At 61.9% G+C, this 21,585-nt stretch carries 17 protein-coding genes and 5 pseudogenes; 13 read left to right on the top strand and 9 right to left on the bottom strand.

Translation table 11 applies throughout. The features are described 5' to 3' along the window. Nucleotides 1–156: 156 nt before the first annotated feature. A pseudogene (locus ACYP5B_RS30405) lies at nucleotides 157–636 on the bottom strand (adenylate/guanylate cyclase domain-containing protein); the annotation flags it as partial. A gap of 203 nt (nucleotides 637–839) precedes the next feature. Here ACYP5B_RS30405 and ACYP5B_RS30400 point away from each other — a divergent pair. Together ACYP5B_RS30400 and ACYP5B_RS30395 are read left to right on the top strand one after the other, a co-directional pair. Further along, nucleotides 840–1,193: a DUF2726 domain-containing protein gene (locus tag ACYP5B_RS30400; RefSeq protein WP_459572138.1), complete on the top strand. Its 354-nt coding sequence runs from the start codon at nucleotides 840–842 to the stop codon at nucleotides 1,191–1,193. A gap of 9 nt (nucleotides 1,194–1,202) precedes the next feature. Next, the gene (locus ACYP5B_RS30395; protein WP_400102251.1) at nucleotides 1,203–1,583 is read left to right on the top strand and encodes a DUF4124 domain-containing protein; all 381 of its coding nucleotides are present in this window, start codon (nucleotides 1,203–1,205) and stop codon (nucleotides 1,581–1,583) included. A 72-nt stretch (nucleotides 1,584–1,655) separates the two neighbouring features. Here the strand turns inward: ACYP5B_RS30395 and ACYP5B_RS30390 are convergent. Continuing rightward, a pseudogene (locus tag ACYP5B_RS30390) lies at nucleotides 1,656–2,057 on the bottom strand (transposase); the annotation flags it as partial. 899 nt (nucleotides 2,058–2,956) lie between these two features. Here ACYP5B_RS30390 and ACYP5B_RS30385 point away from each other — a divergent pair. From ACYP5B_RS30385 to ACYP5B_RS30365, 5 genes and pseudogenes are all read left to right on the top strand, one after another. Further along, nucleotides 2,957–3,436 carry a carboxymuconolactone decarboxylase family protein gene (locus ACYP5B_RS30385; protein ID WP_459572137.1) on the top strand — a complete coding sequence of 160 codons (480 nt, stop codon included), beginning with the start codon at nucleotides 2,957–2,959 and terminating at the stop codon, nucleotides 3,434–3,436. A gap of 172 nt (nucleotides 3,437–3,608) precedes the next feature. Beyond that, nucleotides 3,609–5,306: an FAD-dependent oxidoreductase gene (locus tag ACYP5B_RS30380; protein WP_459572136.1), complete on the top strand. Its 1,698-nt coding sequence runs from the start codon at nucleotides 3,609–3,611 to the stop codon at nucleotides 5,304–5,306. Nucleotides 5,307–5,393: 87 nt separating this feature from the next. Then, nucleotides 5,394–5,513, top strand: a pseudogene (locus tag ACYP5B_RS30375) (3-oxoacyl-ACP reductase); the annotation flags it as partial. A 4-nt stretch (nucleotides 5,514–5,517) separates the two neighbouring features. Further along, nucleotides 5,518–5,592: pseudogene (locus ACYP5B_RS30370) on the top strand (3-oxoacyl-ACP reductase); the annotation flags it as partial. Between the two features lie 383 nt (nucleotides 5,593–5,975). Then, complete coding sequence (locus ACYP5B_RS30365) at nucleotides 5,976–7,244, top strand: patatin-like phospholipase family protein (RefSeq protein ID WP_318232537.1); 1,269 nt, start codon at nucleotides 5,976–5,978, stop codon at nucleotides 7,242–7,244. Nucleotides 7,245–7,515: 271 nt separating this feature from the next. Here ACYP5B_RS30365 and ACYP5B_RS30360 read toward each other — a convergent pair whose 3' ends face one another. Next, nucleotides 7,516–8,946, bottom strand: a complete 1,431-nt coding sequence (locus ACYP5B_RS30360) for a catalase (protein WP_459572135.1) — start codon at nucleotides 8,944–8,946, stop codon at nucleotides 7,516–7,518. 136 nt (nucleotides 8,947–9,082) lie between these two features. Then, nucleotides 9,083–9,913 carry an alpha/beta fold hydrolase gene (locus ACYP5B_RS30355; RefSeq protein ID WP_459572134.1) on the bottom strand — a complete coding sequence of 277 codons (831 nt, stop codon included), beginning with the start codon at nucleotides 9,911–9,913 and terminating at the stop codon, nucleotides 9,083–9,085. Between the two features lie 530 nt (nucleotides 9,914–10,443). On the opposite strand from ACYP5B_RS30355, the gene ACYP5B_RS30350 reads away from it, so the two are divergent. Continuing rightward, nucleotides 10,444–11,307 (top strand): isochorismatase family protein, encoded by an 864-nt coding sequence (locus tag ACYP5B_RS30350; RefSeq protein WP_459572133.1) that lies wholly within the window; start codon nucleotides 10,444–10,446, stop codon nucleotides 11,305–11,307. A 185-nt stretch (nucleotides 11,308–11,492) separates the two neighbouring features. On the opposite strand, the gene ACYP5B_RS30345 is transcribed toward ACYP5B_RS30350, so the two are convergent. Both ACYP5B_RS30345 and ACYP5B_RS30340 read right to left on the bottom strand, forming a co-directional pair. Further along, a complete protein-coding gene (locus tag ACYP5B_RS30345) occupies nucleotides 11,493–11,678 on the bottom strand; it encodes an integrase core domain-containing protein (RefSeq protein WP_459572132.1) in 186 nt (61 codons plus the stop codon). A 60-nt stretch (nucleotides 11,679–11,738) separates the two neighbouring features. Continuing rightward, nucleotides 11,739–13,553: a LysR substrate-binding domain-containing protein gene (locus ACYP5B_RS30340; RefSeq protein ID WP_459572130.1), complete on the bottom strand. Its 1,815-nt coding sequence runs from the start codon at nucleotides 13,551–13,553 to the stop codon at nucleotides 11,739–11,741. Nucleotides 13,554–13,788: 235 nt separating this feature from the next. Here ACYP5B_RS30340 and ACYP5B_RS30335 point away from each other — a divergent pair, with 235 nt between their 5' ends. Further along, nucleotides 13,789–15,336, top strand: coding sequence for a winged helix-turn-helix domain-containing tetratricopeptide repeat protein (locus ACYP5B_RS30335; protein WP_459572129.1), 1,548 nt, complete (start codon nucleotides 13,789–13,791; stop codon nucleotides 15,334–15,336). Nucleotides 15,337–15,824: 488 nt separating this feature from the next. Here ACYP5B_RS30335 and ACYP5B_RS30330 read toward each other — a convergent pair whose 3' ends face one another. Continuing rightward, nucleotides 15,825–17,318, bottom strand: a complete 1,494-nt coding sequence (locus tag ACYP5B_RS30330; protein ID WP_459572128.1) for a Fic family protein — start codon at nucleotides 17,316–17,318, stop codon at nucleotides 15,825–15,827. Between the two features lie 556 nt (nucleotides 17,319–17,874). On the opposite strand from ACYP5B_RS30330, the gene ACYP5B_RS30325 reads away from it, so the two are divergent. The 3 genes from ACYP5B_RS30325 (at nucleotide 17,875) to ACYP5B_RS30315 (ending at nucleotide 19,836) form a co-directional block, all read left to right on the top strand. Continuing rightward, on the top strand, nucleotides 17,875–18,213 hold the full coding sequence (locus ACYP5B_RS30325; RefSeq protein WP_459572127.1) for a glutathione S-transferase family protein: 339 nt from the start codon (nucleotides 17,875–17,877) through the stop codon (nucleotides 18,211–18,213). A gap of 134 nt (nucleotides 18,214–18,347) precedes the next feature. Then, nucleotides 18,348–18,920 (top strand): TetR/AcrR family transcriptional regulator, encoded by a 573-nt coding sequence (locus ACYP5B_RS30320; protein WP_459572126.1) that lies wholly within the window; start codon nucleotides 18,348–18,350, stop codon nucleotides 18,918–18,920. A 34-nt stretch (nucleotides 18,921–18,954) separates the two neighbouring features. Beyond that, nucleotides 18,955–19,836: an NmrA family NAD(P)-binding protein gene (locus tag ACYP5B_RS30315; RefSeq protein ID WP_400103107.1), complete on the top strand. Its 882-nt coding sequence runs from the start codon at nucleotides 18,955–18,957 to the stop codon at nucleotides 19,834–19,836. A gap of 211 nt (nucleotides 19,837–20,047) precedes the next feature. Here the strand turns inward: ACYP5B_RS30315 and ACYP5B_RS30310 are convergent, their stop codons facing one another. Further along, nucleotides 20,048–20,269 (bottom strand): hypothetical protein, encoded by a 222-nt coding sequence (locus ACYP5B_RS30310; protein WP_459572125.1) that lies wholly within the window; start codon nucleotides 20,267–20,269, stop codon nucleotides 20,048–20,050. Between the two features lie 77 nt (nucleotides 20,270–20,346). Here ACYP5B_RS30310 and ACYP5B_RS30305 point away from each other — a divergent pair, with 77 nt between their 5' ends. Further along, nucleotides 20,347–20,625 carry a hypothetical protein gene (locus ACYP5B_RS30305; RefSeq protein ID WP_459572124.1) on the top strand — a complete coding sequence of 93 codons (279 nt, stop codon included), beginning with the start codon at nucleotides 20,347–20,349 and terminating at the stop codon, nucleotides 20,623–20,625. A gap of 381 nt (nucleotides 20,626–21,006) precedes the next feature. On the opposite strand, the pseudogene ACYP5B_RS30300 reads toward ACYP5B_RS30305, so the two are convergent. Then, nucleotides 21,007–21,585: pseudogene (locus ACYP5B_RS30300) on the bottom strand (transposase); the annotation flags it as partial.

Below are 21,585 nucleotides of genomic sequence, written 5' to 3'. Positions count from 1 at the left end.
TCAATGGCCGGTTGTGCCGTGAGCGGCCGACGACGGCGACGACCGTAACCGACTGCGGATTCAACCGCTCTGCGTTGATCAGGCGAATCGGCCGATTTGGAGACAGCCGTCGTTCTGATCGTGAACGACCGCTTTCGTATGCTGACCCGCCGCCGGCTAGGTTCTCCCAACCAGAAGCCATGTATGCAGGTCACCGATGCCCTTTGCTGCAATCAAACCGCGCTCTTCGAGCAGGAATGGCTCCCCAAGTTGCTGCCGCGTGGCATCAGTTACGTGAACGCGACCGACTACGCCTTGCGACTCCATCCGGCTGGCGATATTGACGGTATCACCCCACAAGTCATAGATGAACTTTCTCCTCCCGATCACGCCGGCCACGACAGCTCCACTGTGGATGCCAACTCGCAATTGCAGGTTGTAGCCGCTTTGCTGATTGAACTGGCCCAATGATTCAAGCATGTCCAATGCCATATGAGCGGCCTGGGCGGCGTGATCGGCCGCCGGCACAGGCAGGCCTGCGGCTGCCATGTAAGCGTCGCCGATTGTCTTGATTTTCTCGAGTCCCCGGCTGTCGGCGATATTGTCGAAGTCGGCAAATATCTCGTTCAGGACTGCCACCAGTTGTTCGGGGCTTAACAATAGACGCAGGAGGGTCAAGTGAAAGCGATGCTCGGGCTGGTGTTCCTTTTCGGCATTGTCATCGTTGTCCTGTCGGCACTGAAGGCGGCAGGCGCAGGCGAGAGTCCCTCTAAGAATTTTCGCTTTGCCCGCAGAGCTCCATTCTTGCGCCAGGATGAGATACAGCTCTACGAACGGCTGAGGGCGGCGCCCAGGTCGCAATGTCCGCGTTTGTACAGCACAAGGGAAAATCACGGGCCGCCAGGAACCTGTTCGCTCAGAAGTATGTCGACTACCTGGTTTGTGAACGCAAAACGATGCGACCGCTCTATGTCATCGAGCTTGACGGCGCCTCGCACGGTAGCGCTAAAGCACAGAAGCGCGATAAGCAAAAGAATGATGTTCTTGCATCGGCCGGTATCCCGATCATGCGCTACAGGTCCAAGGACGTCGATCTGGGGACTATCCTCAGCGACTACATCAGTGTTGTCTCGCCACAGCCGACTGAAGGAACTGGTCCGTCCGGACCAGAGAGCGAACGAAAGCTGCGGGCCGTGCAGGCACCCGTATCCTGAAGTTGCACCATGCAGAGATATCTGACCATCGCGATGTTCGTCATGGCCACGAATGCCGCCGGCCAGACCATCTATCAATGCCGGAGCGCCGCGGGGCAAGTCACGTTGCAGGATGCCCCGTGCCAGAACGACGCAAAGACTGAGATGGTGAGGAAATCCATCGGCCAACGAAACGCAGAGTATCGCGCTGAACCGTCTTCCTTCTTCGATCCCAAGGGGCAGGCCAGGCTCACCTCGAGCATCATCTGCCCGTCGCTGCGCCAGTCCTACCAAGCTGCGGTTACCAACTCTGAGCGAGCAATGCTCAGCCATAATCCGGTGCAGACTCAGCAAGCGTCGGAGGCCGTACAGCGAGCTGGCGCACAAGTATCCAGATACCGGTGCGAGTAACTTGCACCGCGGCAGGCGATGGTCGAGGACGACCCATTACCGTCATTCGCCAATGAGTACGCGTTAATGGCCCACCAGGCCATGACGGTTGTCGCTCAGGGTGTGTCCCATGTAGCGCAGCGCACTGGCAGTATTGCATTTGCGGAACGGTCGAGCATCGGGATCCGTCTTGGACTCGTGGGTCTTGTTGCTCCGCTTACGGCCTTTGAAGTCGCCGCCGTTGTCCTCGTCCTCACCGTCTTCGCGCACAAAGCTCTTGTGGCCAGCCCAAGCCTGGATCAATGTGCCGTCCACGCTGAAGTGTTCGCCGGACAGCCAGCTCTTCTTCTGCGCGATAGCCAGCACTTCGTTGAAGAACTCGATCACCGCGTCATGCTTGATCAGTCGTTCTCGATTCTTGGTGAACACCGTGGGCACCCAGACCGCGTCGTCCATGGCCAGACCGATGAACCAGCGAAACAGCAGGTTGTATCTCGCAGATCCCTTTCCAACGAAAAGCGCGCTTCTCGGCAACGCGTTTGTTCGTCGGCTTACCGTGATCTGCTTAGCCAGTGTCTAACACGGCGTTTCACGACAGAGGGCGGATGATGACTCATGCGACTCTCAAGAGTACTTCTCCTGTATGCGAAACTCGAAACAGATCTTTGTCGATCAACTCGACGAGTTCGCCGCTGGACAAGCGCCAATTCTTGGCGCCTGGATAGACGCGCAGGCCTCTAGGGGTCATGACTGATGTGAAGTAGCGACACTCAAGCACAAAAACGCAACGGTCGTCGTCGCCAGCGCAAGTCAGACGCTGGATCACTTTGTTGCCACGGCGCGGGCCGGATTGGGGATGCTGCAGCGTGATAGCCATGTACGGATAAGTGCATGAGGCCAACAAGTCCTATCGTGACGAGGGGTCGGCATATTCCCTTGGCCGATTACCATTTACTGAATAGTGCACGCTAATTAGTATCCAGGCAGATTTTTCCCTCCTGATCGGGCTGAGGCGGACGTTTCCCTGCAAGCCATGGTGGACGACGGAAAAAGGCCGGGTACGAACTTGAACCGGGCGACTTGCGGCCAGCGTGCAATGGAGACTATTCCGGATCCCCTAACCATTCAACTCTGCAGGTCTCGCCCAACGACTACGAATCTTTCTGTTGCGGAGATGCGTTGTTGGCGCATTCGCGCGTCACAAGGACGGTTGTGCGAATGTTGCACCATACAAAACGCTGCGATTGGTGCCGATGCGACAACAGAGTAGGTACCGTGAGGGCACTACCGCGTGGTCTGTCGAAGCGTATTATTCCGTCCAAGCCGACCCCGAGGCAAATAAAGCCGCGCAGCCCCCGTGAGCTCAACTTTTAGTCAACTGCCAGCAGAGAATCATGATGCAACGCCTTAACTACTTCCAGCAGTCCTCCGAACTGACCAAGAAGCTCGTGGAGTTCGGCCCGTTGTTCCAGAAGACGAGGATCGAGGCACACATCCGCGAGCTTGTCGAGATCCGCGCATCGCAGCTCAATGGCTGCGCGTTCTGCGTTGACATGCATATCAAGATGGCAAAGATCCACGGCGAGCGCGAACTGCGTCTGCACCACTTGGCGATCTGGCGGGAGTCGACACTGTTCTCGCCGCGTGAACGCGCTGCGCTGGCGTGGACTGAGGTTCTGACCAACATTCCCTCCCAAGGCGTACCCGACGATATCTACGAGCGCGTGCGTACCCAGTACTCCGAGCAAGAGTTGTCCGATCTCACGTTCCTCGTGGGCGCAATCAATAGCTGGAACCGACTGAACGTGGCGTTCCGCATGGTGCCTGGTTCGTTCGACAAGGCGTTCGGGCTCGACAAGGCCAATCTCGAGTGACGTCAAGAAGGCGATCGCCGCGTTTGCCGCATGCGGCTAGTGATGCTTCGCCCCTCCGTTCCGACGCGCCTCCTATACGCAAGTCTTGTCATGGCACGCCCGGTGCATGACTGCGTTTCGAGGACTGGACTGCTACGCTTGCACGCAAGGCAGACCACCACATCCATCCGCCATGGACATCTCCGCCCAACACAAGTCGTCCGCCGATGCATCCGGCGCCGTGCCGGAAGCGGCCCCGGCCGTCGTAGTCTTGCACCAGCGGCAGATGTATCCGCACTTATCTGCCGCCGATATCGCGCGCATCGCGCCCTATGGCCGGGAACAGACCTGGCAGGCCGGCGAGTACGTGGTACGTACCGGGGATCCGGCCAATGGCATGATCCTCGTCATCGAAGGGCGTGTGCGCATCGTGCAGCGCGATGGCATCGGTGACAGCGCTCTGGCCTCCGAGCACGGGCCCGGCAATTTTCTGACCGAAATCGGCCAGCTTTCTGGCACGCCCGAACTCGTCGACGGCATCGCCATCGAGGATGTGCGCGCCATCGTCGTGCGCCCGGCGTGCTTGCGCGCGCTGATGGTGGCCGAGGCCGCGCTCGGCGAGTTGATCATGCAGGCGATGATGCTGCGCCGCACGGCGCTGATCCAGCGTGGACGCGGGCCGACGCTGATCGGCCGTGGGAGCGATCCGGCCATGTTCGACCTGCAGGCGCTCCTGCTGCGTAACAACTATCCATACTCGGTGGTTGATATCGACGCCGATGCTGAAGCGGCGGAAATACCCGGCAAGTTCGATGCCACCGATGACGATCTGCCGCTCGTCATCGGCCCCAATGGCACGGTGCTGCGCCGTCCCGATACCACGCAGGTGCTGTCGTGCCTGGGGTTGCTGCCGCATATCGATGGCAGCCGGATCTATGATGTGGCGATCATCGGCGCGGGCCCGGCCGGGCTGGCGGCGGCGGTCTATGCGGCGTCGGAAGGGTTGCGCGTGATCGTGCTCGATGCGTTGTCGCCGGGCGGTCAGGCCGGTGCCAGCGCGCGCATCGAGAACTACCTGGGATTTCCCGCCGGCATTTCGGGCCATGCGCTTACCACCAATGCTTATGCGCAGGCGCAGAAGTTCGGCGCGGACATCGCCTTTCCCACGGAAATCGAACGGCTCGATTGCGGCGCCGTACACCAGTTGCGTACGCGGGCCGGCGATACGATCCAGGCGCGTACCGTCATCATCGCCAGCGGCGCCGCGTACCGTCGGCCGCCGATTCCGCGCCGGGCCGAGTTCGAAGGGAGTGGCGTCTACTACTGGGCGTCGCCGGTGGAAGCCAAGCTCTGCGCCAACCGGGAAGTCATGCTGGTGGGTGGCGGCAATTCCGCCGGCCAGGCCGCCGTGTTCCTGGGCGCCCATGTCGCGCACGTCCACGTTGTGATTCGCGGCGATAGCCTCGACACCAGCATGTCGCGCTACCTGATCGACCGCATCGCCGCGCAGCGCAACATCACGGTCCATGCCCGCACCGAAGTTGTGGACCTCGAAGGCAATACGCGGCTGACAGGCGTAACCCTTCGTGATTGCAATATAGGCACGCAGATGACGATGCGGGTGCAGCACGTGTTCCTGTTTACTGGCGCGCAGCCGAACACATCGTGGCTGGACGGCTGCGATGTGGGGGTAGATGCCAAGGGGTTCGTGCTGACCGGCATAGACGCCGGGCTGCAGTCCAATACGCTGGAAACCTGCGTGTCGGGCGTCTTCGCCATTGGCGATGTCCGCTCCGGCTCGACCAAGCGCGTGGCCACTGCGGTGGGCGAGGGCGCAGCGGTTGTGTCGCAGATCCACGCCTATCTCGCTGTCGCTCGGGAAGCGGCCTGAGGCCCTCGGGGCAGGCTCTCTGAGCGGTTCGGAGGTTTTTGAGTGCGGCACTGCACCGCGTCAACCCGCAATTGGAGGAGGTGTAGCATGAGCAACCAACAAAAGGTCATTGTTATCACCGGCGCTTCGCAAGGCATGGGAGCGGAGGCGGTCAAAGCGTTTCGCTGCCGGGGGCACCACGTTGTCGCAACGGCCCGCTCCATCAAAGCGACTGTCTCTGGATTCGGCGCCGTTCGTGACAGGCGAAATTCTGCATGTCGATGGCGGCCAGGTCGCCGGTCATTGAGTACTCTTCAAGCTCTCGTGAATGCACCGCCGCATGCTGCAAATTGCGCATGCAGGGCCGCAGCAGCGAGCAATCGCAAACAACCGCCCCGCCACCTCGACGCCCGCCACGCGCACGCATGCGACCGAGTATCGAAATATGCCCTCCAGCACATAGACGCCTGACCTAGTCCAATGCGAAAGTTTCGACATGACTACACTCTTCGGCGCAAGAGCAGTCTGCCTTGGCGAATGGGGGAGGCAGGGAGAGAGCGACACGCCTGCGGCAGGGCCTACCGCACTCTGATGCTGCTTCTACTTGCGGGACTCAGTGCCTGCGGGTCGCTTCCTCACAATGCTCCGCGCAATCTGCCTCAGGCCGCGGCTGGCAGCGCATCCGCGGCCATGCGAGAAGCCACCGACGTCGCCGGCCAGACAGCCGTCGCCATGTCGTTCTCTGGCGGTGGCACGCGAGCCGCAGCCTTCGCCTTCGGCGCGCTGCAGGGGCTCGACGCCATGAGAGGTCCTGGGGGCGCGTCCCTGCTCGACAACGTCGCATTCATTAGCAGCGTGTCCGGAGGCTCCATCACCGCTGCGTACTACGGTCTGCACGGCAAGGCCAGCCTGGCGACCTTTCGATCAGTGCTCTTGAAGGACGGAGAGGTGGGACTTCGCTTCAGTCTCCTGAATCCGGTCAACCTTGCGCGCCTCTTCGCGGGGGGGCTCAACGATCGGGAAGATCTCAGGACATGGCTCGACGAAGACGTGTTCAAGGGCGCGACGTACGCCGACATGTTCCGCCGCGGCAAGCCAATCGTTTGGATCAACGCCACGAACGTCTACTACCGGGTCGCGTTCCCGTTCAGCCAGCTGGCATTCGATGCGCTATGCAGTGATCTCGCGAGCTTTCCCGTTTCCGAGGCCGTCGCCGCATCCATGGCGGTCCCGCTCTTCTTCGCACCGATCGTCCTTCAAAAGCATCCCGAGACTTGCAGTGCACCGCTGCCGAACCTTGACAAGGCCCAGGCGCCTGGGCAATCGCTGCTGTTTGGCGCGTTGGCAAACGCCGTTCGCGGTCTCCGGGACACTTCGAAGGGAAAGTACATCAAGCTGGTCGACGGCGGGGTGACCGACAACTACGGCTTGGCCACCATTTTGCAATCGCGCCTGCTGCTGGGCACGGCTTACGGTCCCATGAGCGAGAACGACGCGATCAATGTGCGACGGCTACTTTTCATCGTAGTTGACGCCGGTCACGGCCCGCGCGGCGATTGGAACCGAAGCCAGGATGGCCCATCCGGAATCGAAGTCGCAAGCGCGGCCATCGACGCGGCAATGGGGACCAACGTTCGAATGAGCTATGACGCCTTCGTTCCCATGATGCAGCAGTGGCGCGACGACCTCGTGGCGTATCGGTGTGGCATGCCGCATTCTCGGCAGCAGGAGATCGCTGCACGCCGCCCCGGCTGGCGGTGCGACGAAGTCGAATTCTTCGTCACGCGGATCTCGTTTGAAGCCCTCGACAAGGAGCGTGCTGCAAGTCTGAACGATGTGCCGACCAGACTTCGTCTGCCCGAGAGGGACGTCGATCGCCTGATCGAGGCGGGGAGGGATGCCATCCTTGGCAACCCGGTGATCCGCGAGTTCGAGCGCGAATCGACCGAGGCGCGATAGTCCCGCGGCACGCGGCGTGGGTGAGGCGGGCGGTGGCGACAGTCTCAAAATGGCCGGATTCCGACGTAGGCCCACCCGCGCATGGGTGCGCGGGCGCCAGAGGCAACTACCGACCCATCTCTGCCTTCCGCCGATCGGATGGGCAGATGGCGGCTTCCAGGCTACAGCGGTCGTCCAAGCCTTCCTCCCGATGCGCGTAAGCGTACGCACTCTGCCCCGCCTTTCACGGGCGCGTTGGGCAACTTGCTGCACCAACGCGCCCGATGCCTGACTAGCGGTTCTTCAGCGCCTCGGCAACCCCTGCGCCATAGGCGCGATCGGCCATCGTGCAATTGCGGATATGCCGCTGCTGCACGTCCTCGCTCGCGCCGCCGAGCGAGCGCGCCGTGTTGTCGAAGAGCTGCAGCTTCTGCTCGGGCGACATCAGTCGGAACAGCGCCCCCGGCTGCGAGTAGTAGTCCTCGTCCGCGCGATGGTCCCAGTGCGCGGCTGCGCCCGAGAGCGCCAGCGGCGGCTCCGCCAGCCGCGGGCTGTCGGCCCACTCCCCGCGGCTGTTGGGCACGATGCCGGGCAGCCCGCCCTGGTTGCCGTCCACGCGCATAGCGCCGTCGCGGTGATAGCTGTGCACCGGGCAGCGCGGGGCGTTCACCGGGATCTGGTGCGCGTTCACGCCCAGCCGGTAGCGGACCGCATCGCCGTAGCTGAAGAGCCGCCCCTGCAGCATCTTGTCCGGCGAGAAGCCAATGCCCGGCACGATGTTGGCGGGCGAGAACGCCGCCTGCTCCACATCGGCGAAGTAGTTGTCGGGGTTGCGGTTGAGCTCCAGCACACCCACCTCGATTAGCGGGTAGTCGCCGTGCGGCCAGACCTTGGTGAGGTCGAAGGGATTGAACGGGCAGACCTGCGCCTGCTGCTCGGTCATCACCTGGATGCACAACGTCCAGCGCGGGAAGTCGCCGCCGTCGATCGCCTCGAGCAGGTCGCGCTGCGCGCTCTCGCGGTCGTTGGCGACGATCGCGGCGGCCTGTGCGTCGGTGAGGTTACGGATGCCTTGCCGGCTGCGCAGGTGAAACTTCACCCAGTGCCGCTCGTTGTCCGCGTTGACGAGGCTGAACGTGTGGCTGCCGAAACCGTGCATGTGGCGATAGCCATCGGGCAGGCCGCGATCGCTCATCACGATGGTCACCTGGTGCAGCGCCTCGGGTAGCAGCGTCCAGAAGTCCCAGTTGTTCTGGGCGCTGCGCAGGTTGCTGCGCGGGTCGCGCTTGACTGCGTGGTTCAGGTCGGGAAATCGCAGCGGGTCGCGCAGGAAGAACACGGGCGTGTTGTTGCCCACCAGGTCCCAATTGCCTTCCTCGGTATAGAACTTCACCGCGAAGCCGCGGATGTCTCGCTCGGCATCCGCCGCGCCGCGCTCGCCGGCCACCGTGGAGAAGCGCACGAAGACGTCCGTCTTCTTGCCGATGCCGGAAAAGAGCCTGGCCTTCGAGTACGCCGTGATGTCGCGCGTCACCGTGAAGTGGCCGAAAGCGCCAGAGCCCTTGGCGTGCATGCGCCGCTCGGGGATCACCTCGCGGTCGAAGTGGGCGAGCTTCTCGAGCAGCCAGATGTCCTGCAGCAGCGCGGGGCCGCCCGCACCGGCGGTCTCGATGTTGAAGTTGTCGATAACGGGGGCGCCGTTGGCATGAGTGAGTTTGGTCATGGCAATGTGGGCAAGAAGAGGGGTTCAGTGGAACGTCTTCAGGAGGGAGGACTGGACGTCCAGAGTGGGAGTCGCGTCGATGGCCTCCAACTCAAGGGTGGACCGGCCATCGACGGTGCCGACTGATTCGACGCAATCAGGCCTTGATAAAAGCCAGCAGGTCCGCGTTGATGACGTCCACGTGCGTTGTCGGCATGCCGTGCGGGAAGCCCTTGTAGGTCTTCAGCGTGCCGTTCTTCAGCAGCTTGGCCGACAGCGGCGCGGAATCGGCGTAGGGGACGATCTGGTCGTCGTCGCCGTGCATCACCAGCACCGGCAGTCCGATCTTCTTCAGGTCGTCGGTGAAATCGGTCTGCGAGAACGCGACGATGCCGTCGTAGTGCGCCTTGGCGCTGCCCATCATCCCCTGGCGCCACCAGTTCTGGATGATGCCTTCCTGCGGCTTCACGCCCGGCCGGTTGAAGCCGTAGAACGGCCCGGCGGGAATGTCGCGGTAGAACTGCGCCCGGTTCGTGGCCGTCTGCAGTTGCAGGCCGTCGAACACGTCCTTCGGCAGGCCGCCGGGATTCGACGCGGTCTTGACCATCAGCGGCGGCACGGCGTTAATGAGGCAGGCCTTCGCGGCCCGCTTCTCGCCGTGGCGAGCTAGATAGCGCACGACCTCGCCGCCGCCGGTGGAGTGGCCGACGTGGATCGCGCCCTTGAGGTCGAGATGGTTCACGACCGCGGCGAGGTCGTCGGCGTAGTGATCCATGTCGTGGCCGTTCCAGACTTGCGCCGAGCGGCCATGTCCGCGCCGATCGTGCGCGACGACACGATAGCCCTTGGAGAGGAAGAACAACATCTGCGCGTCCCAATCGTCGGAGCTCAGAGGCCATCCGTGCGAGAAGACGATCGGAGTGCCATTGGAGGGACCCAAATCCTTGTAGAAGATCTGGACCCCGTCTTTGGTGGTGACATAGCTCATGGGTGGATTTCCTTCCGGAGTTTCAGCGCCATTCGGCGCAGTAGGAGCAGCGGACGCTGCGAATGGCAAAGCCGCTGCTGCTGCAGTGCCTGCCCCAATGACCAACAACTGGCGGCGCGTGACTCCAGCGAAGCTAGGCTGTATTGGCGCGGGATCAATCTTCATGGGTATAGACCTGAGTGGAGACGCGATCAGTCTAGCCATGGTCTCCTCGCCGTGCGATATGCATCACGGGCAATTCGATGTTGCAGGAGCTTCACCAATGTCGCGGCAACGCATCCAGCGCGCGCCGCTGGGTCGTTCACCGAGCTCAGCCATCCGCGCGACAGGATCTTCAAATGCGCCGGCTCATTCTTGACGGACTCTTGCTGAGCGCGATTGGTGCTTCGCGATCAACAGATTTATCCGCACCCAGCCCCTAGTGCAGGCGGGCATTTGCTTCTAGATTTCAACGCATCACGTCAGCAGCGATGCATCGGATCGAGAGCCTTGCGGCGTGTTTGTTGTCCACCCCAGTCCCAGGAATCAACATGACCCAACGCAGCAACTACCAACAGCAGTCGTGGGAACCTTTCAAGATCCATGACCCCCGATGCGTTGCTCGCGCCACGCTTCGGTTGACGGCCGCGCTTGCGATGGCCGTTGCAAGCATCGCAACCGCCACGGCACATCCACATCCGGTACAACCGGCGCAGTACACCGATCCGACCGAGCGCGCCATGCCCGTTCCCACGATGACACTCGATCTGGAACGCACCGCCCTGGTTGTGATCGATCCCCAGATCGACTTCATGAGCCCGAAGGGCGCCGCTTGGTCCGCTGTGGGTGAAGCCGTCACCGAGCAACGGCTCGTGCCGAACCTGCTGCGCCTGTTCGAGTCCTCGAAGAAGGCGGGCATCGTCGTCGCGATCTCGCCTCACTACTACTACCCGCACGACCACCAATGGAAGTTCCAGGCCCCCGTCGAGCTCTTCCAGCACAAGATCAAGATCTTCGACAGGCCCAGCGCACTGAGCCTGGATGGGTTCCGCGGTTCGGGCGCGGACTTCATGCCCGAGTTCAAGCCCTACATCGAGGACGGCAAGACCATCGTCGCTTCGCCCCACAAGCTCTACAGCCCGCAGACCAACGATCTCACGTTCCAGCTTCGCAAGCAGGGCGTCACCAAGATCGTCCTCGCCGGGATGCTGGCCAACCTGTGCGTGGAGTCCCACTTGCGCGAGTTTGCGGAGCAAGGCTTCGAGGTGGCCGTCGTGCGTGATGCGGTCGCAGCCCCGAAGCTGCCTGAGGGCGACGGCAATCTCAGCGCGCTGATCAACTTCCGCTACATCGCCAACGCGCTGTGGACGACCGACGAGGTCGTCGCCCGGCTCGCGAAGCCCACCGCGCAGTGACCTGTGATTGCCTCGCCCTCCTGGGCGAGGATTTCGCCTAGGTCACGGGTGGCGAATGCGCCGCACGAGTCCACCGGCCCTTCTTGCGGGCTTCTGGGAATGCAGCCGCAGGTGCCTTCCAAAGTCACTGCGGCTGCGCAAGGATGAAGAACTGCATCACCACACAGACAAGCCGATCAAGTCAATCAGCGCGCGGTGACTGCCTCGGAGGCTAGGGCGGCTGACCCTGTCCCTTGAAGGATCGCCGATGTGACCTGCAGGTCGCGTCGGCGGGCGAATTCGGTGGGGGTGGCCCAGTCCAGCGCAGAGTGGGGTCGACTCTCGTTGTGGTGGGTCCGCCAGGCAGAGATCTTGGCCCTGGCGTCGTCCACTCCTGGCGCAGCCGCTCGTTGAAGCTCTCCACGCGCGCGGTGTCAGTCGTCTTGCCAAGTCTATTGACCCCGCAGGGGCACCAATGGCGCCGAGGCGACCTGTCGATCATCAGGCGTTGGTGAGAACGCCCCCGCGCATTGAAGGTCCAGCGCCCGGATCGCTGCCGTCATGTGGTCGACGAACACGCGGATACGCGACGGCAGATGCTGACGGCTCAAGTAGCAGATGTAGTGGCCCCGGTCATCGGGTGCGTACTGTGGCATGGAGTGAACCAGTTTCCCCTCGCGCAGCAGATCGCAGATCAGGTACCCGCCCAACTGAGCGATGCCTTTGCCTTGGAGGACGGCCTCCAGCACTAGCCCGACATCGTTGAACATGAGGCGCGATGGCGGAGTCAGCTTGCGCGATCCCCCCTCCACCTTGAACTCCCATTCGTAGACGCGGCCCGACGGCAGACGGACGTTGATGCAGTCGTGCTGCATCAACGCGTCCGGCGACTCGGGCATACCGCGCCTTACCGCATACTCGGGCGAGGCGCACACCAACGTCTGCATCGGGACGATCTGTTTCGCGACGATCCGGGTGTCGGCCAGGCGCCCGTTGAGAAACGAGACGTCGATGCGGTCCGACGTGAAGTCGCTCGCGACGCAGCTCAGGTGCAGCTCGATCTCGATGTTGGGGTACTTCTCCTGGAAGCCCCACAGCAGCGGCGCAACCACCTTGCGGCCGAAACCCACGGAAGCGGAGACCCGCAGGCGTCCTCGCGGCGGACCGTCGCGCAGATCGCGCAGGTCCTCCATCGCCTCTGTGATGAGAGCGACGCTGGGCTGGCAGCGGGCATGGAGGATCTCGCCTTCGCGCGTGAGCGAAATGCTGCGCGTCGTCCGACTCAACAGACGCAAGCCGACCTGCGCCTCCAGCTTCTGGATGCCGCGGCTGACCGCGGAACGAGTGATCCCGAGCCGGTCAGCGGCCTTGGAAAAGCCGCCTTCGGCCACGACGGTGATGAAGGCGACGACTCCGGAATAGCTCGTCGCGAAACTCGATGCAAGCGCGTCCGAGTTGTCCGCACGGGCAGTCGCCAAAAGAGGGGACTGCATGGCGAAGCAGGACTGAGCCTGGTAGCGACCGAGCCAGTCCTCGAACCGGATCGCGCCGATGCGGGGGTTCTCCCCGGGTGTGAGCGTCCGATCGGAGAGGAGGCCACCGAAGTAGCGCGCGTGGACGTCCGGCACGACTTTGCGCGTATCCTGCGTCGCCCACAGGAAGCGCCTGACCAGTTCGTCCAGCGGCATCGCCTCCGGACCGGCGACTTCGACCGTGCCGTTGACCGGCGGCGCGACTGCAACGTCGGCAAGCGCCGCTGCCACGTCCGCTGACGCGATCGGCTGGATCAGCGCCGGCGACAAGCGAATCTCCTTGCCTAGGGTGGCCAACTGGGCAGCCGACTGGGCAATGTCGCCGACAAACTCGTAGAACTGAGTCGCACGCACGATGGTGTAGGGAATGCCGGACGCCTTGATGAGGCTCTCCTGCGCGACCTTCGCCCGGAAATAGCCGCAGTCGGGAAGCCGTTCGCTACCAACGATCGACAGGGCCACATAGTGACGTACGCCGGCGGCAGCGCCCGCAGCCAGCAGGTTGCGGCCGGATGTCTCGAGAAACTCGAGGGCCGCCTTGTCTTCCCATACTGGCGCGTTCGCCACATCGACGACGACCTCGGCGCCGTCGAGCGCTTTGGCCAAACCCTCGCGGGTGATGGTGTTGACGCCGGTGTCAGGGGCGGCTGCGAGCACGTCATGGCCGCGCTTGCGAAGGTCCTCCACAAGCTTCGTTCCGATAAGGCCGGTGCACCCGATGACGACAATCTTCATGTTTTCTCTCCCTTTCTCGACCGCAAACCGTTGCCGTCGATGTGCGTGGAGATTGCCCGCGCGCTCCGGGGAGGTCCTTGCCTTCACCTTGAATTTCTCTGCAGGAGAGCTTGATTCTTCGTCCAAGCGTTGCCCGATCGGGATGAGATGCTCTCACCACCGGTTGCAGTATCATCCATGGACGGAATTCGCCAGTTGCCCCCACCTGGGAGCCGAATCGGCCAGGGGATGTCAAGTGCAGTTCGTGTTTGGAAACTACGTGATCGACCCGGAACGCCGGGAGCTTTCGCATGGCGCGAAAGTCGTACCTGTCGGGCCGCAGGTCTTCGATCTGCTACTGCATCTCGTCAGGAACCGCGACCGTGTCGTCAGCAAGGACGACCTGCTGCAGGCGGTATGGCGCGGCCGAATCGTCTCGGAATCGACGATCACCAGTCACATCAATGCGGTTCGCAAGGCCATTGGCGACACCGGCGGGGAACAGCGCTTGGTCAGGACTGTCGCCCGCAAGGGTTTCCGTTTCGTCGGCGAGATCGGCGAACACATCTCCAGAGAATCGAGGGAGCCGCCGTCCGTGCTCCTCCTTCCGGGTAAACCCTCCATTACCGTATTGCCCTTCCAGAACCTGAGCGGCGATCCCGAGCAGGAGTATTTCGCCGACGGCGTGGTGGAGGACATCATCGCTGCGCTGTCGCGCATACGCTGGCTGTTCGTCATCGCGAGCGGCTCGAGCTTCACCTACAAGGGCCGCGCAGTCGAGGTGAAGGACGTCGGCCGCGAGCTTGGCGTGCGCTACGTGCTGGAAGGCAGCATGCGCAAGACCGGCAACAAGGTGCGCATCACAGGGCAGCTCATCGATGCCAGGACCGGGACACATCTCTGGGCGGCGCGCTTCGAAGGCACGCTGGACGACATCTTCGAACTGCAGGACCAGGTTGCGGAAAGCGTGGTCGGCGCCATCGCGCCGCAGCTCGAGCGGGCGGAAATCGAGCGTGCCAAGCGCAAGCCGACGGAGAACCTGTGCGCCTACGACTATTACCTTCGCGGCACCGCGCAGGTGCACAGCGGAGCGCGCGAATCAATCGAGGCGGCGCTGCCCTTGTTCTACAAGGCCACCGAGCTCGATCCGGATTTCGCATCGGCCTATGGCATGGCGGCCTGGTGTTATATCTGGCGCAAGATGAATGGCTGGATGACCGATCAGCCCCGGGAGATTGCCGAGGGCACTCGCCTGGCGCGACTGGCGGTGGAGCTCGGTCGGGACGATGCTGTGGCGCTCACGAGAGGAGCTCATGCACTCGGGCATCTCACCGGCGACCTCGACGGCGGTATCGCGCTGTTCGACAGAGCTTTGCTGCTCAATCCGAACCACGCCCCTGCATGGTCCCTGTGTGGGTGCCTGCACGCTTGTCGCGGTGAAACAGACGCTGCGATTAAGTATTTGGCGCGTGCCGTTCGCTTGAGTCCATTGGATCCCGAAATGTTCAGGATGCAGGCTGGGATGGCGCTGGCACATTTCTTGGCAGGACGCTTCGACTCCGCTTCGGATTGGGCCGAAAGGGCCAAATGGAATCTACCGAGTTTCCTTGCCCCGGTCGGCGTTCTGGCGGCGAGTCATGCGCTCGCTGGACGCATGGACAAAGCGAAGGAGGCGATGCGGCGCCTGCGCACGCTCGATCCGTCACTCCGCGTCTCCAATCTCAAGGACTGGCTTCCGATCCGTCGCCCAGAAGACCTGGCCCAGTTTGCGGAGGGGCTGCGGCTGGCCGGATTGCCCGAGTGACGACGGCACGATTGCTCCTCGCCGATGGCGGTGGTCCCGTAGGGCGGTGGCGCTGGCCGGAAGCGGCAGAGTCCGGCTTGGGGCGGTTGAAGCCGCGATGGCGCGCCAGGTCCAGCCGGTTGAGAGCCGCTGCCGTTTGTGCCCGGCGCCTTGGCCGGGGCTTGATCTTGTCGCATTCGGTCTTCGGCGGGCCCTTTCCGCCGAACGTTTCATGAACCGCCGTTCATCCGCGAAGAGAAGGTCTCTAGCCGACCCTAAGCGGTCCTTCAGTCTCGCCGTTACCAGTCATTCGTGACGCCACGCGGCAGATGATGGGCCGGCTCAGGCTCACGGTGGCGGCACGCGCGGCCAGCTACGCGCCGCGGTACACGCCGTAAAACGGGCGATGCCGTCTCTGGCCGTGGCCCGGGACGGCTGCTCTCAGAGGGGATGGATCGAGTTTCAGCGGCCTGATAGATCCGTCTGACGCAGAAACCTAATGTTGGGACTCAGAAGGACGAGCCGTCGGCATCAACGTCCTCAAGCACCTCGCGCACGGCATTTTCGATGACATCGAAGTAGCGCTCCGGTACGCGTGTCGCATATCGCTTGCGCTTTTTGTTCGAGATCGTGCCGCCGGCGTCCATGCAGATGATGATCAGCGTGGTCAGGTCGTTGCCCATCAAGTCCACCTGTTCGTTCACGCTACGCAAGATCTGGTCGTAGCGAGCGAGGAACTCGGTTTCGTGCCGCAGCTCTACCTCCAGCGCCAGTTCCGCCATCTTGAAGCCAAACGCGACGCACGGCGTGGCATCCCAGTACCGGAACATCGCGTCGTCGCTTTTGAAAGAGAAGCGGTAGTCTCCTTCGCCAATCCACTGCACGCCAACGAGATCCCGCGCCGGGCGGGAATAGGACTGCAAGGCGGCCAGGTACTCGGCCTCGTGCCGCTTCATGGCTACGGAAACGGGAAGTAGTAACCCTTGCGCAAGGCGGCCGGAGTCGCAAAGGGCCTTGTGGAAGAGGAAACGAGACAATCGCCCGTTGCCGTCCATGAAGGGGTGCAGGAAGACAAAGCCAAATGAGATGATCGCGGCCGCCACAATAGGATCCACGTGGCGTGGCACCGAGTTGGCGAGGACCATCCATTCATCCATCAAGGGCGACACAAGTTCTGGCGGCGGTGGAACGTAGGTAACGGCGCTTGCGCCTCGTCCGGGCCTGCGCAACCAGTTTTGCTCATGGCGGAACTGGTCCGCGTGCAGCATCGGATTGGTGACCGTCGAAGACTGAAGTTCGCAGAGGTATGCTTCATCGAGTGGTCGCCCGTCATGAGCCTGCTGTAGCAGTTGGACGAAGAGCTGGGCTTTGTCCTCGGTGGGCGCTTCCTTCTCGATGGCGTAGGAATCCTCGGTTTCGTGAAGATAGGCCCAGGTCAGGGCGCGGTCCCGCAGCATCGGATCCAAACCATCGACGAACGCCGTGGTGCGCTCCAGGATGCAGGCGTCGATGCCGCGCTGAATAGCGTCGGTGCGCTCTATGGTCGGGCAGTAAGCGAGGGGGCCAAGGCCGTTGAAATCGACGCGCCAGCGGGGGTCCCGGCGCGACTGGCCCACGAGGTATCGAGCGGAATCGAATACCTCGGCGTATCCGGCCGTGATGTCAGGGCGGGTGGCCAACTGCGCGTCGTTGAACGCCTCCCAGAGATGCGCGGCAATCCGGACGTACTGGCCATTGGGCGTGTCGAGCACCGCTTGCTGAAGGCGTTCAGCGGGAATGCGGCGCAAGGCATGGGCAAGCACCTGAAGGTTCACACCTTCGTGCTTCAGGGCGAACAGTACATGTTCGAACCGATCTTCCGTGGTTGGCGCCACGCCCGCTGGTACGGCAATCAGGTCCGCTTCGATCATCACGCGCGTGACCGGACGGACCTGCGCCGCGCGTTTGACGGGGAAGACCGGGAGACGGTCCACCTCGCGAAGGAATTCGTAGCCAACAGCCATGACTTTTTGCACTCGCGTAGGAAAAGTTATAGAAGTGAAGTGTACGCGAGGATTTTGTGAATCGGTATCGATGCCAAGGTAAAGACCATTACGATAACTATTAGGCACTTGTAGCCGCTTAAATCTTGCATCGCGTGTGGTTTTTGTGCAGAAACGAAGGGGTGACCAGGATTTTTTAGTTATCGCCCGGTTTCTTCAGTTGAGATCGGGCCGCTGGCCGCCAATCCTGCCGGCGCCGAGCGCGGACCCAGCGCGCCGAGAACGCGAGACGAAAAATCCCCCGCTAGCATGCCTGGGGGGATTCGGACGTTTCTGTCTCAAGACACCGAGGGGCGTAGGTCGCGCGTCCTCGGGCGTTGCTGTGACAAGTCCGGCGTCGCATCGCCGCCCGGGAGTGATTCCCGCGCGCTTGAGGCTATGCGTAGGTTTGCGTAGCTTCAGGAAAGCGGTGCGTGCCCTGGGCAGGGCCGAGATCGACGAACCGCAGGTGGCCTTGAGTCGTGCCGCCTTGTTGGACGCGGCAGCAATCTTCGAGTCCCTAGCTTGATGGCTGCTTATGGCCGTAAGCGGCCGCTACGAGCGGTTCTTCTATTTCCTGACCGACTTCATCGCGGTAAGCCATGGTGCATTCCGGCTCGAGCAGATGGGCGCGAGGGCCCAATCCACGCACCTCAATGGCATGGCAATGGCGGCGCTTGCCGAGTCGGAACGATTTTTGGAGTCGACACCATTCATGGCCGGCGACGAATTTTCTCTTGCTGACATTTCGGCATTCACCATCGCCAGTGCTTTTCGCGAGGATCTTCAGTGGGCAAGTCATCCTGCCCTTACGCGTTGGTTTGAGGCCGTCTCGATGCGACCTGCCGTCATCAACGGTCTCAAGGCCTTTGCCTAGGAGCCGCGGCCCCTGACTTCAGGTCGGGTAATCTGCACTTTGCTTCGCGCGATCTTCTCTTCTTGACTTCCATTTAGATGGTGACTACCATCTATTTAAGATGGTTAGCGACCACACACAACAGGAGCGGCGAGATGAGAAAGACGAAGGGCGAGACGGCGGAAACCCGTAGACGCATTGTCGAGGTCGCCGCTCGGGAATTCCGGCTGAACGGCATCCAGGCGACGGGGCTGAACGATGTGATGTCTCCGTTGAACCTTACGCAGGGAGGCTTCTATCGGCATTTCGCCTCGAAGGACCAGTTGGTTGCAGAAGCGTGTTCTCAGGCGATGACTGAAGTGATCGAGGGGCTGACAACGGCCTCTTGCAACAGTCAGGCTGCTAGCGGTTTTGCGGCCATGGTCGAAGCCTATGTGTCTCAGGCCCACCGCGACACACGGACAGGCGGATGCCCTCTGGCGGCAATGGGAAGCGAGCTCGCCAGGGCCGATAAACAAACGCGCGCGGCAGCCGCGCAAAGTTTTGACGATCTGGTTGACGTACTGGCGAAACAGATGGCGGACAAGCCGTCGCAGGAAGCCAGGTCGTCTGCCGTGTTCGCGTTAGCGGCCATGATTGGGGCCGTCACGATGTCAAGAGTCGTTGAAGATTCCGACGCTTCAACGGCGATTCTGGAGGATGTGAAGCAGCACCTCGGGGCGATGTAAACCTGTCGGACACATTCACAGATTGGAGCAATTCATGGAACAGCGTAAATATCTCATCACTGGCGCCACGGGTAAGACCGGCGTCCACACCATCCGATTCCTGCTGAAGGCAGGGCACGCGGTTCGCGCCTTCGTACACCAGGAAGATGAGCGCAGCGCAGCCCTCCGCGAAGAAGGGGCAGAGATTTTCGTCGGCGACCTCCTCGAGCACGACGACGTGATTCGTGCCATGGACGGCGTGGACGGCGCGTACCTGTGCTATCCGGTTCGTCCCGGCTACATCCAGGCCACCTCGTACTTCGCTGATGCCGCACGGCGTGCCGGCGTTGAGGTCGTGGTCGAGATGTCGCAAATCTCGGCACGAGAAGATTCCAAGAGCCATGCCGCGCGCGATCACTGGATTGCTGAGCGCGTTCTCGACTGGTCCGACGTTCCGACCGTCCATATTCGCCCGACCTACTTCTCCGAATGGCTGACATTTCCGTGGGTGCTTGACCCCCTGGTGCAGGAAGGCAAGATCACGCTGCCCTACGGGGAAGGGCGTCATGCGCCGATCGCAGCCGAGGACCAGGCGCGTCTGATCGCCAGCATTCTCGCGGAACCCGCAGGCCATATTGGCAAGACTTACTCCCTCTTCGGCCCCGTCGAGCTGAGTCAGCAGGAGATCGCGAGCGAGATCAGCAAGGTGCTAGGACGCGAGATCACCTATGTGCCCTCGACCCTTGAGCAATATCGCGAACATCTGCAGAAGTACAACCTGCCTGAGTTTGTGATCCAGCATTTCCTTGAAACCGCCATCGACTATCAGAACGGAATCTTCTCCGGTACGGATGGCGTTATCGAAGAAATCACGGGCCACGCGCCGCAGACTGTGGCTGCGTTTGTACAGGCCAATCGTCAAGTGTTCCAGGCGTAATTTCGTCAGGAACCCGCCGCCCACACAGTCGGATGATCGTGCGGGCGGGCGGGGGACGTAGGTTCATGAAACTCAGTGGCAACACGACATTCAATACGAGCGGTACGTCTGGCATTGGCTTCGAACCGCCGTTCAGGAGAACGAAGTGAGCATCCCTGTCACTATCGGTGGCTTCATCGCGCCCGATTCGGAATTGTCTCGAAAGGCCGCATCACTCGTCGAGAGCGTGCACCCGAAAGCGATGCTGAACCACGTCCACCGGACCTGGTGGTTCGCCGAGTTCCTTGGGCAGAGGCGGCAATTGCAGTACGACCGGGAGGTCGTTTACCTTGCATCCGTCCTTCACGATCTTGGCTTGACCCATGAGTTCGTTGCCGATCAGCGTTTCGAAGTCGATGGCGCCAATGCTGCCAGCAAATTCTTGCGCGGACATGGCTACCCGGCATCCAAAACCGATCTGGTCTGGGAAGCAAAATCGCGCTGCATTCCAGCGGTGGCATCGCCGAGCTTATGGCGCCGGAAATTGCCCTGGTCTTCATGGGCGCCCATGTTGACGTGCTCGGATTGCGTTATGACGAGGTGACGCCTTCCTTCGTCGATGACGTTGTTCAAGCGTATCCGAGACTCGGATTCAAAGCGGCATTCCAGGAAGCCCTGGCCGAAGTCGCCAGGAAGAAACCACATACCGCGATCGGCACGGGACTGGCCGACATCGGGCACCGCCACGTACACGGATTCTGCATTCCGGACGTCTGCGACCTGATCAATGGCACCCCGTTTAAAAGTTGATACAGCCATGTTGCCGTATCGGTGGCCCTGCATCAATGAATGACTTTGGTGGCATATCATTCAACGCCATTACGACCGCATTTTCGCGAGTCCGCGCGCTTGAAAGGAGTTGCCGGCTGCCGGTCTACGAGCACACACGTCCAAATCTGATAGCGCTCGAGCCGATGAGGTGCGACCAGACGCTCGAACGGCTTGTCGTCGGCTGAATCGGCCAAGGCCACCAAACGGGAGGCGCCCGCCTTCCGTCAGAGAGCCGAGCTGATCATCGTTCGTGCTTGGCGATGAAGGCCTCAACAGTGTCGTGCAATAGGCCGGGCTTTTCCAGGAAGATGAAGTGACCACCGTCCAGGATGGCAAACTCAGCTGTTCCATAAAATCTGCTCAAAGTTGAGCATTGGATTTATCCGCACTTCGTTGACGCGGCTTGCGCCGCCCAACTGAAGCCCCTTGACGCTCAGTTGCGCCGGAGGAGCGCGCGAGCAGAATCTGCTTCACCTGGAGATGAGGCATATACCGGGTAATGTCCCGGTCGTGGATCCTGTCCCGCACGTTCCGCGCTGCATTGGTATCCGCCTGAAGAACGTCCCCGTTGGCACGGTAAAACTTGTCGCCCTCGCGCTTGCCTTGCAGCCAGCCCGTGAACGAGTCCATTTGCGACGTGTAGGCGGCGTTGACGACGACGTGCGTCGCCCCACGCTGCGTGCAAACTTCATCGAGCGCTTGAGCCAGTACACCCTTGGCCCATGCGCTCATGCGGCGGTTGTAGTTCCGCCACTGACTCCTCCCCTTGATGGGGGACGTCAGATCTTCCGAACCGACCACTGCCGCCTTGTCCACGATGGTATGGGCGGCCTGGTAGGCAACCGTGCGCAACCGCTGCTTCGTGCGGTCCCTGCGCGCCTGCAGTTTCACGCGTCCGAGGTTGCACTTCCTGATGCGCTCGGCCTTGGCGATGCGACC

This window comes from Cupriavidus sp. 8B (genome assembly GCF_054589115.1).
The sequence above is the reverse complement of the archived record's forward strand: the minus strand, read 5'-3'. Positions and strand labels throughout refer to the sequence as shown.

Excerpts from the sequence above, each read along its gene's own strand:
- ACYP5B_RS30330 (WP_459572128.1), bottom strand. The coding sequence starts at position 17,318 with ATGGCTGTTGGCTACGAATTCCTTCGCGAGGTGGACCGTCTCCCGGTC.
- ACYP5B_RS30315 (WP_400103107.1), top strand. The coding sequence starts at position 18,955 with ATGGAACAGCGTAAATATCTCATCACTGGCGCCACGGGTAAGACCGGC.
- ACYP5B_RS30340 (WP_459572130.1), bottom strand. The coding sequence starts at position 13,553 with ATGAAGATTGTCGTCATCGGGTGCACCGGCCTTATCGGAACGAAGCTT.
- ACYP5B_RS30380 (WP_459572136.1), top strand. The coding sequence starts at position 3,609 with ATGGACATCTCCGCCCAACACAAGTCGTCCGCCGATGCATCCGGCGCC.
- ACYP5B_RS30385 (WP_459572137.1), top strand. The coding sequence starts at position 2,957 with ATGATGCAACGCCTTAACTACTTCCAGCAGTCCTCCGAACTGACCAAG.
- ACYP5B_RS30310 (WP_459572125.1), bottom strand. The coding sequence starts at position 20,269 with ATGTCCGCGCAAGAATTTGCTGGCAGCATTGGCGCCATCGACTTCGAA.
- ACYP5B_RS30400 (WP_459572138.1), top strand. The coding sequence starts at position 840 with ATGTCCGCGTTTGTACAGCACAAGGGAAAATCACGGGCCGCCAGGAAC.
- ACYP5B_RS30365 (WP_318232537.1), top strand. The coding sequence starts at position 5,976 with ATGCGAGAAGCCACCGACGTCGCCGGCCAGACAGCCGTCGCCATGTCG.
- ACYP5B_RS30350 (WP_459572133.1), top strand. The coding sequence starts at position 10,444 with ATGACCCAACGCAGCAACTACCAACAGCAGTCGTGGGAACCTTTCAAG.
- ACYP5B_RS30360 (WP_459572135.1), bottom strand. The coding sequence starts at position 8,946 with ATGACCAAACTCACTCATGCCAACGGCGCCCCCGTTATCGACAACTTC.
- ACYP5B_RS30305 (WP_459572124.1), top strand. The coding sequence starts at position 20,347 with ATGGCGCCGGAAATTGCCCTGGTCTTCATGGGCGCCCATGTTGACGTG.
- ACYP5B_RS30395 (WP_400102251.1), top strand. The coding sequence starts at position 1,203 with ATGCAGAGATATCTGACCATCGCGATGTTCGTCATGGCCACGAATGCC.
- ACYP5B_RS30320 (WP_459572126.1), top strand. The coding sequence starts at position 18,348 with ATGAGAAAGACGAAGGGCGAGACGGCGGAAACCCGTAGACGCATTGTC.
- ACYP5B_RS30325 (WP_459572127.1), top strand. The coding sequence starts at position 17,875 with ATGGCCGTAAGCGGCCGCTACGAGCGGTTCTTCTATTTCCTGACCGAC.
- ACYP5B_RS30355 (WP_459572134.1), bottom strand. The coding sequence starts at position 9,913 with ATGAGCTATGTCACCACCAAAGACGGGGTCCAGATCTTCTACAAGGAT.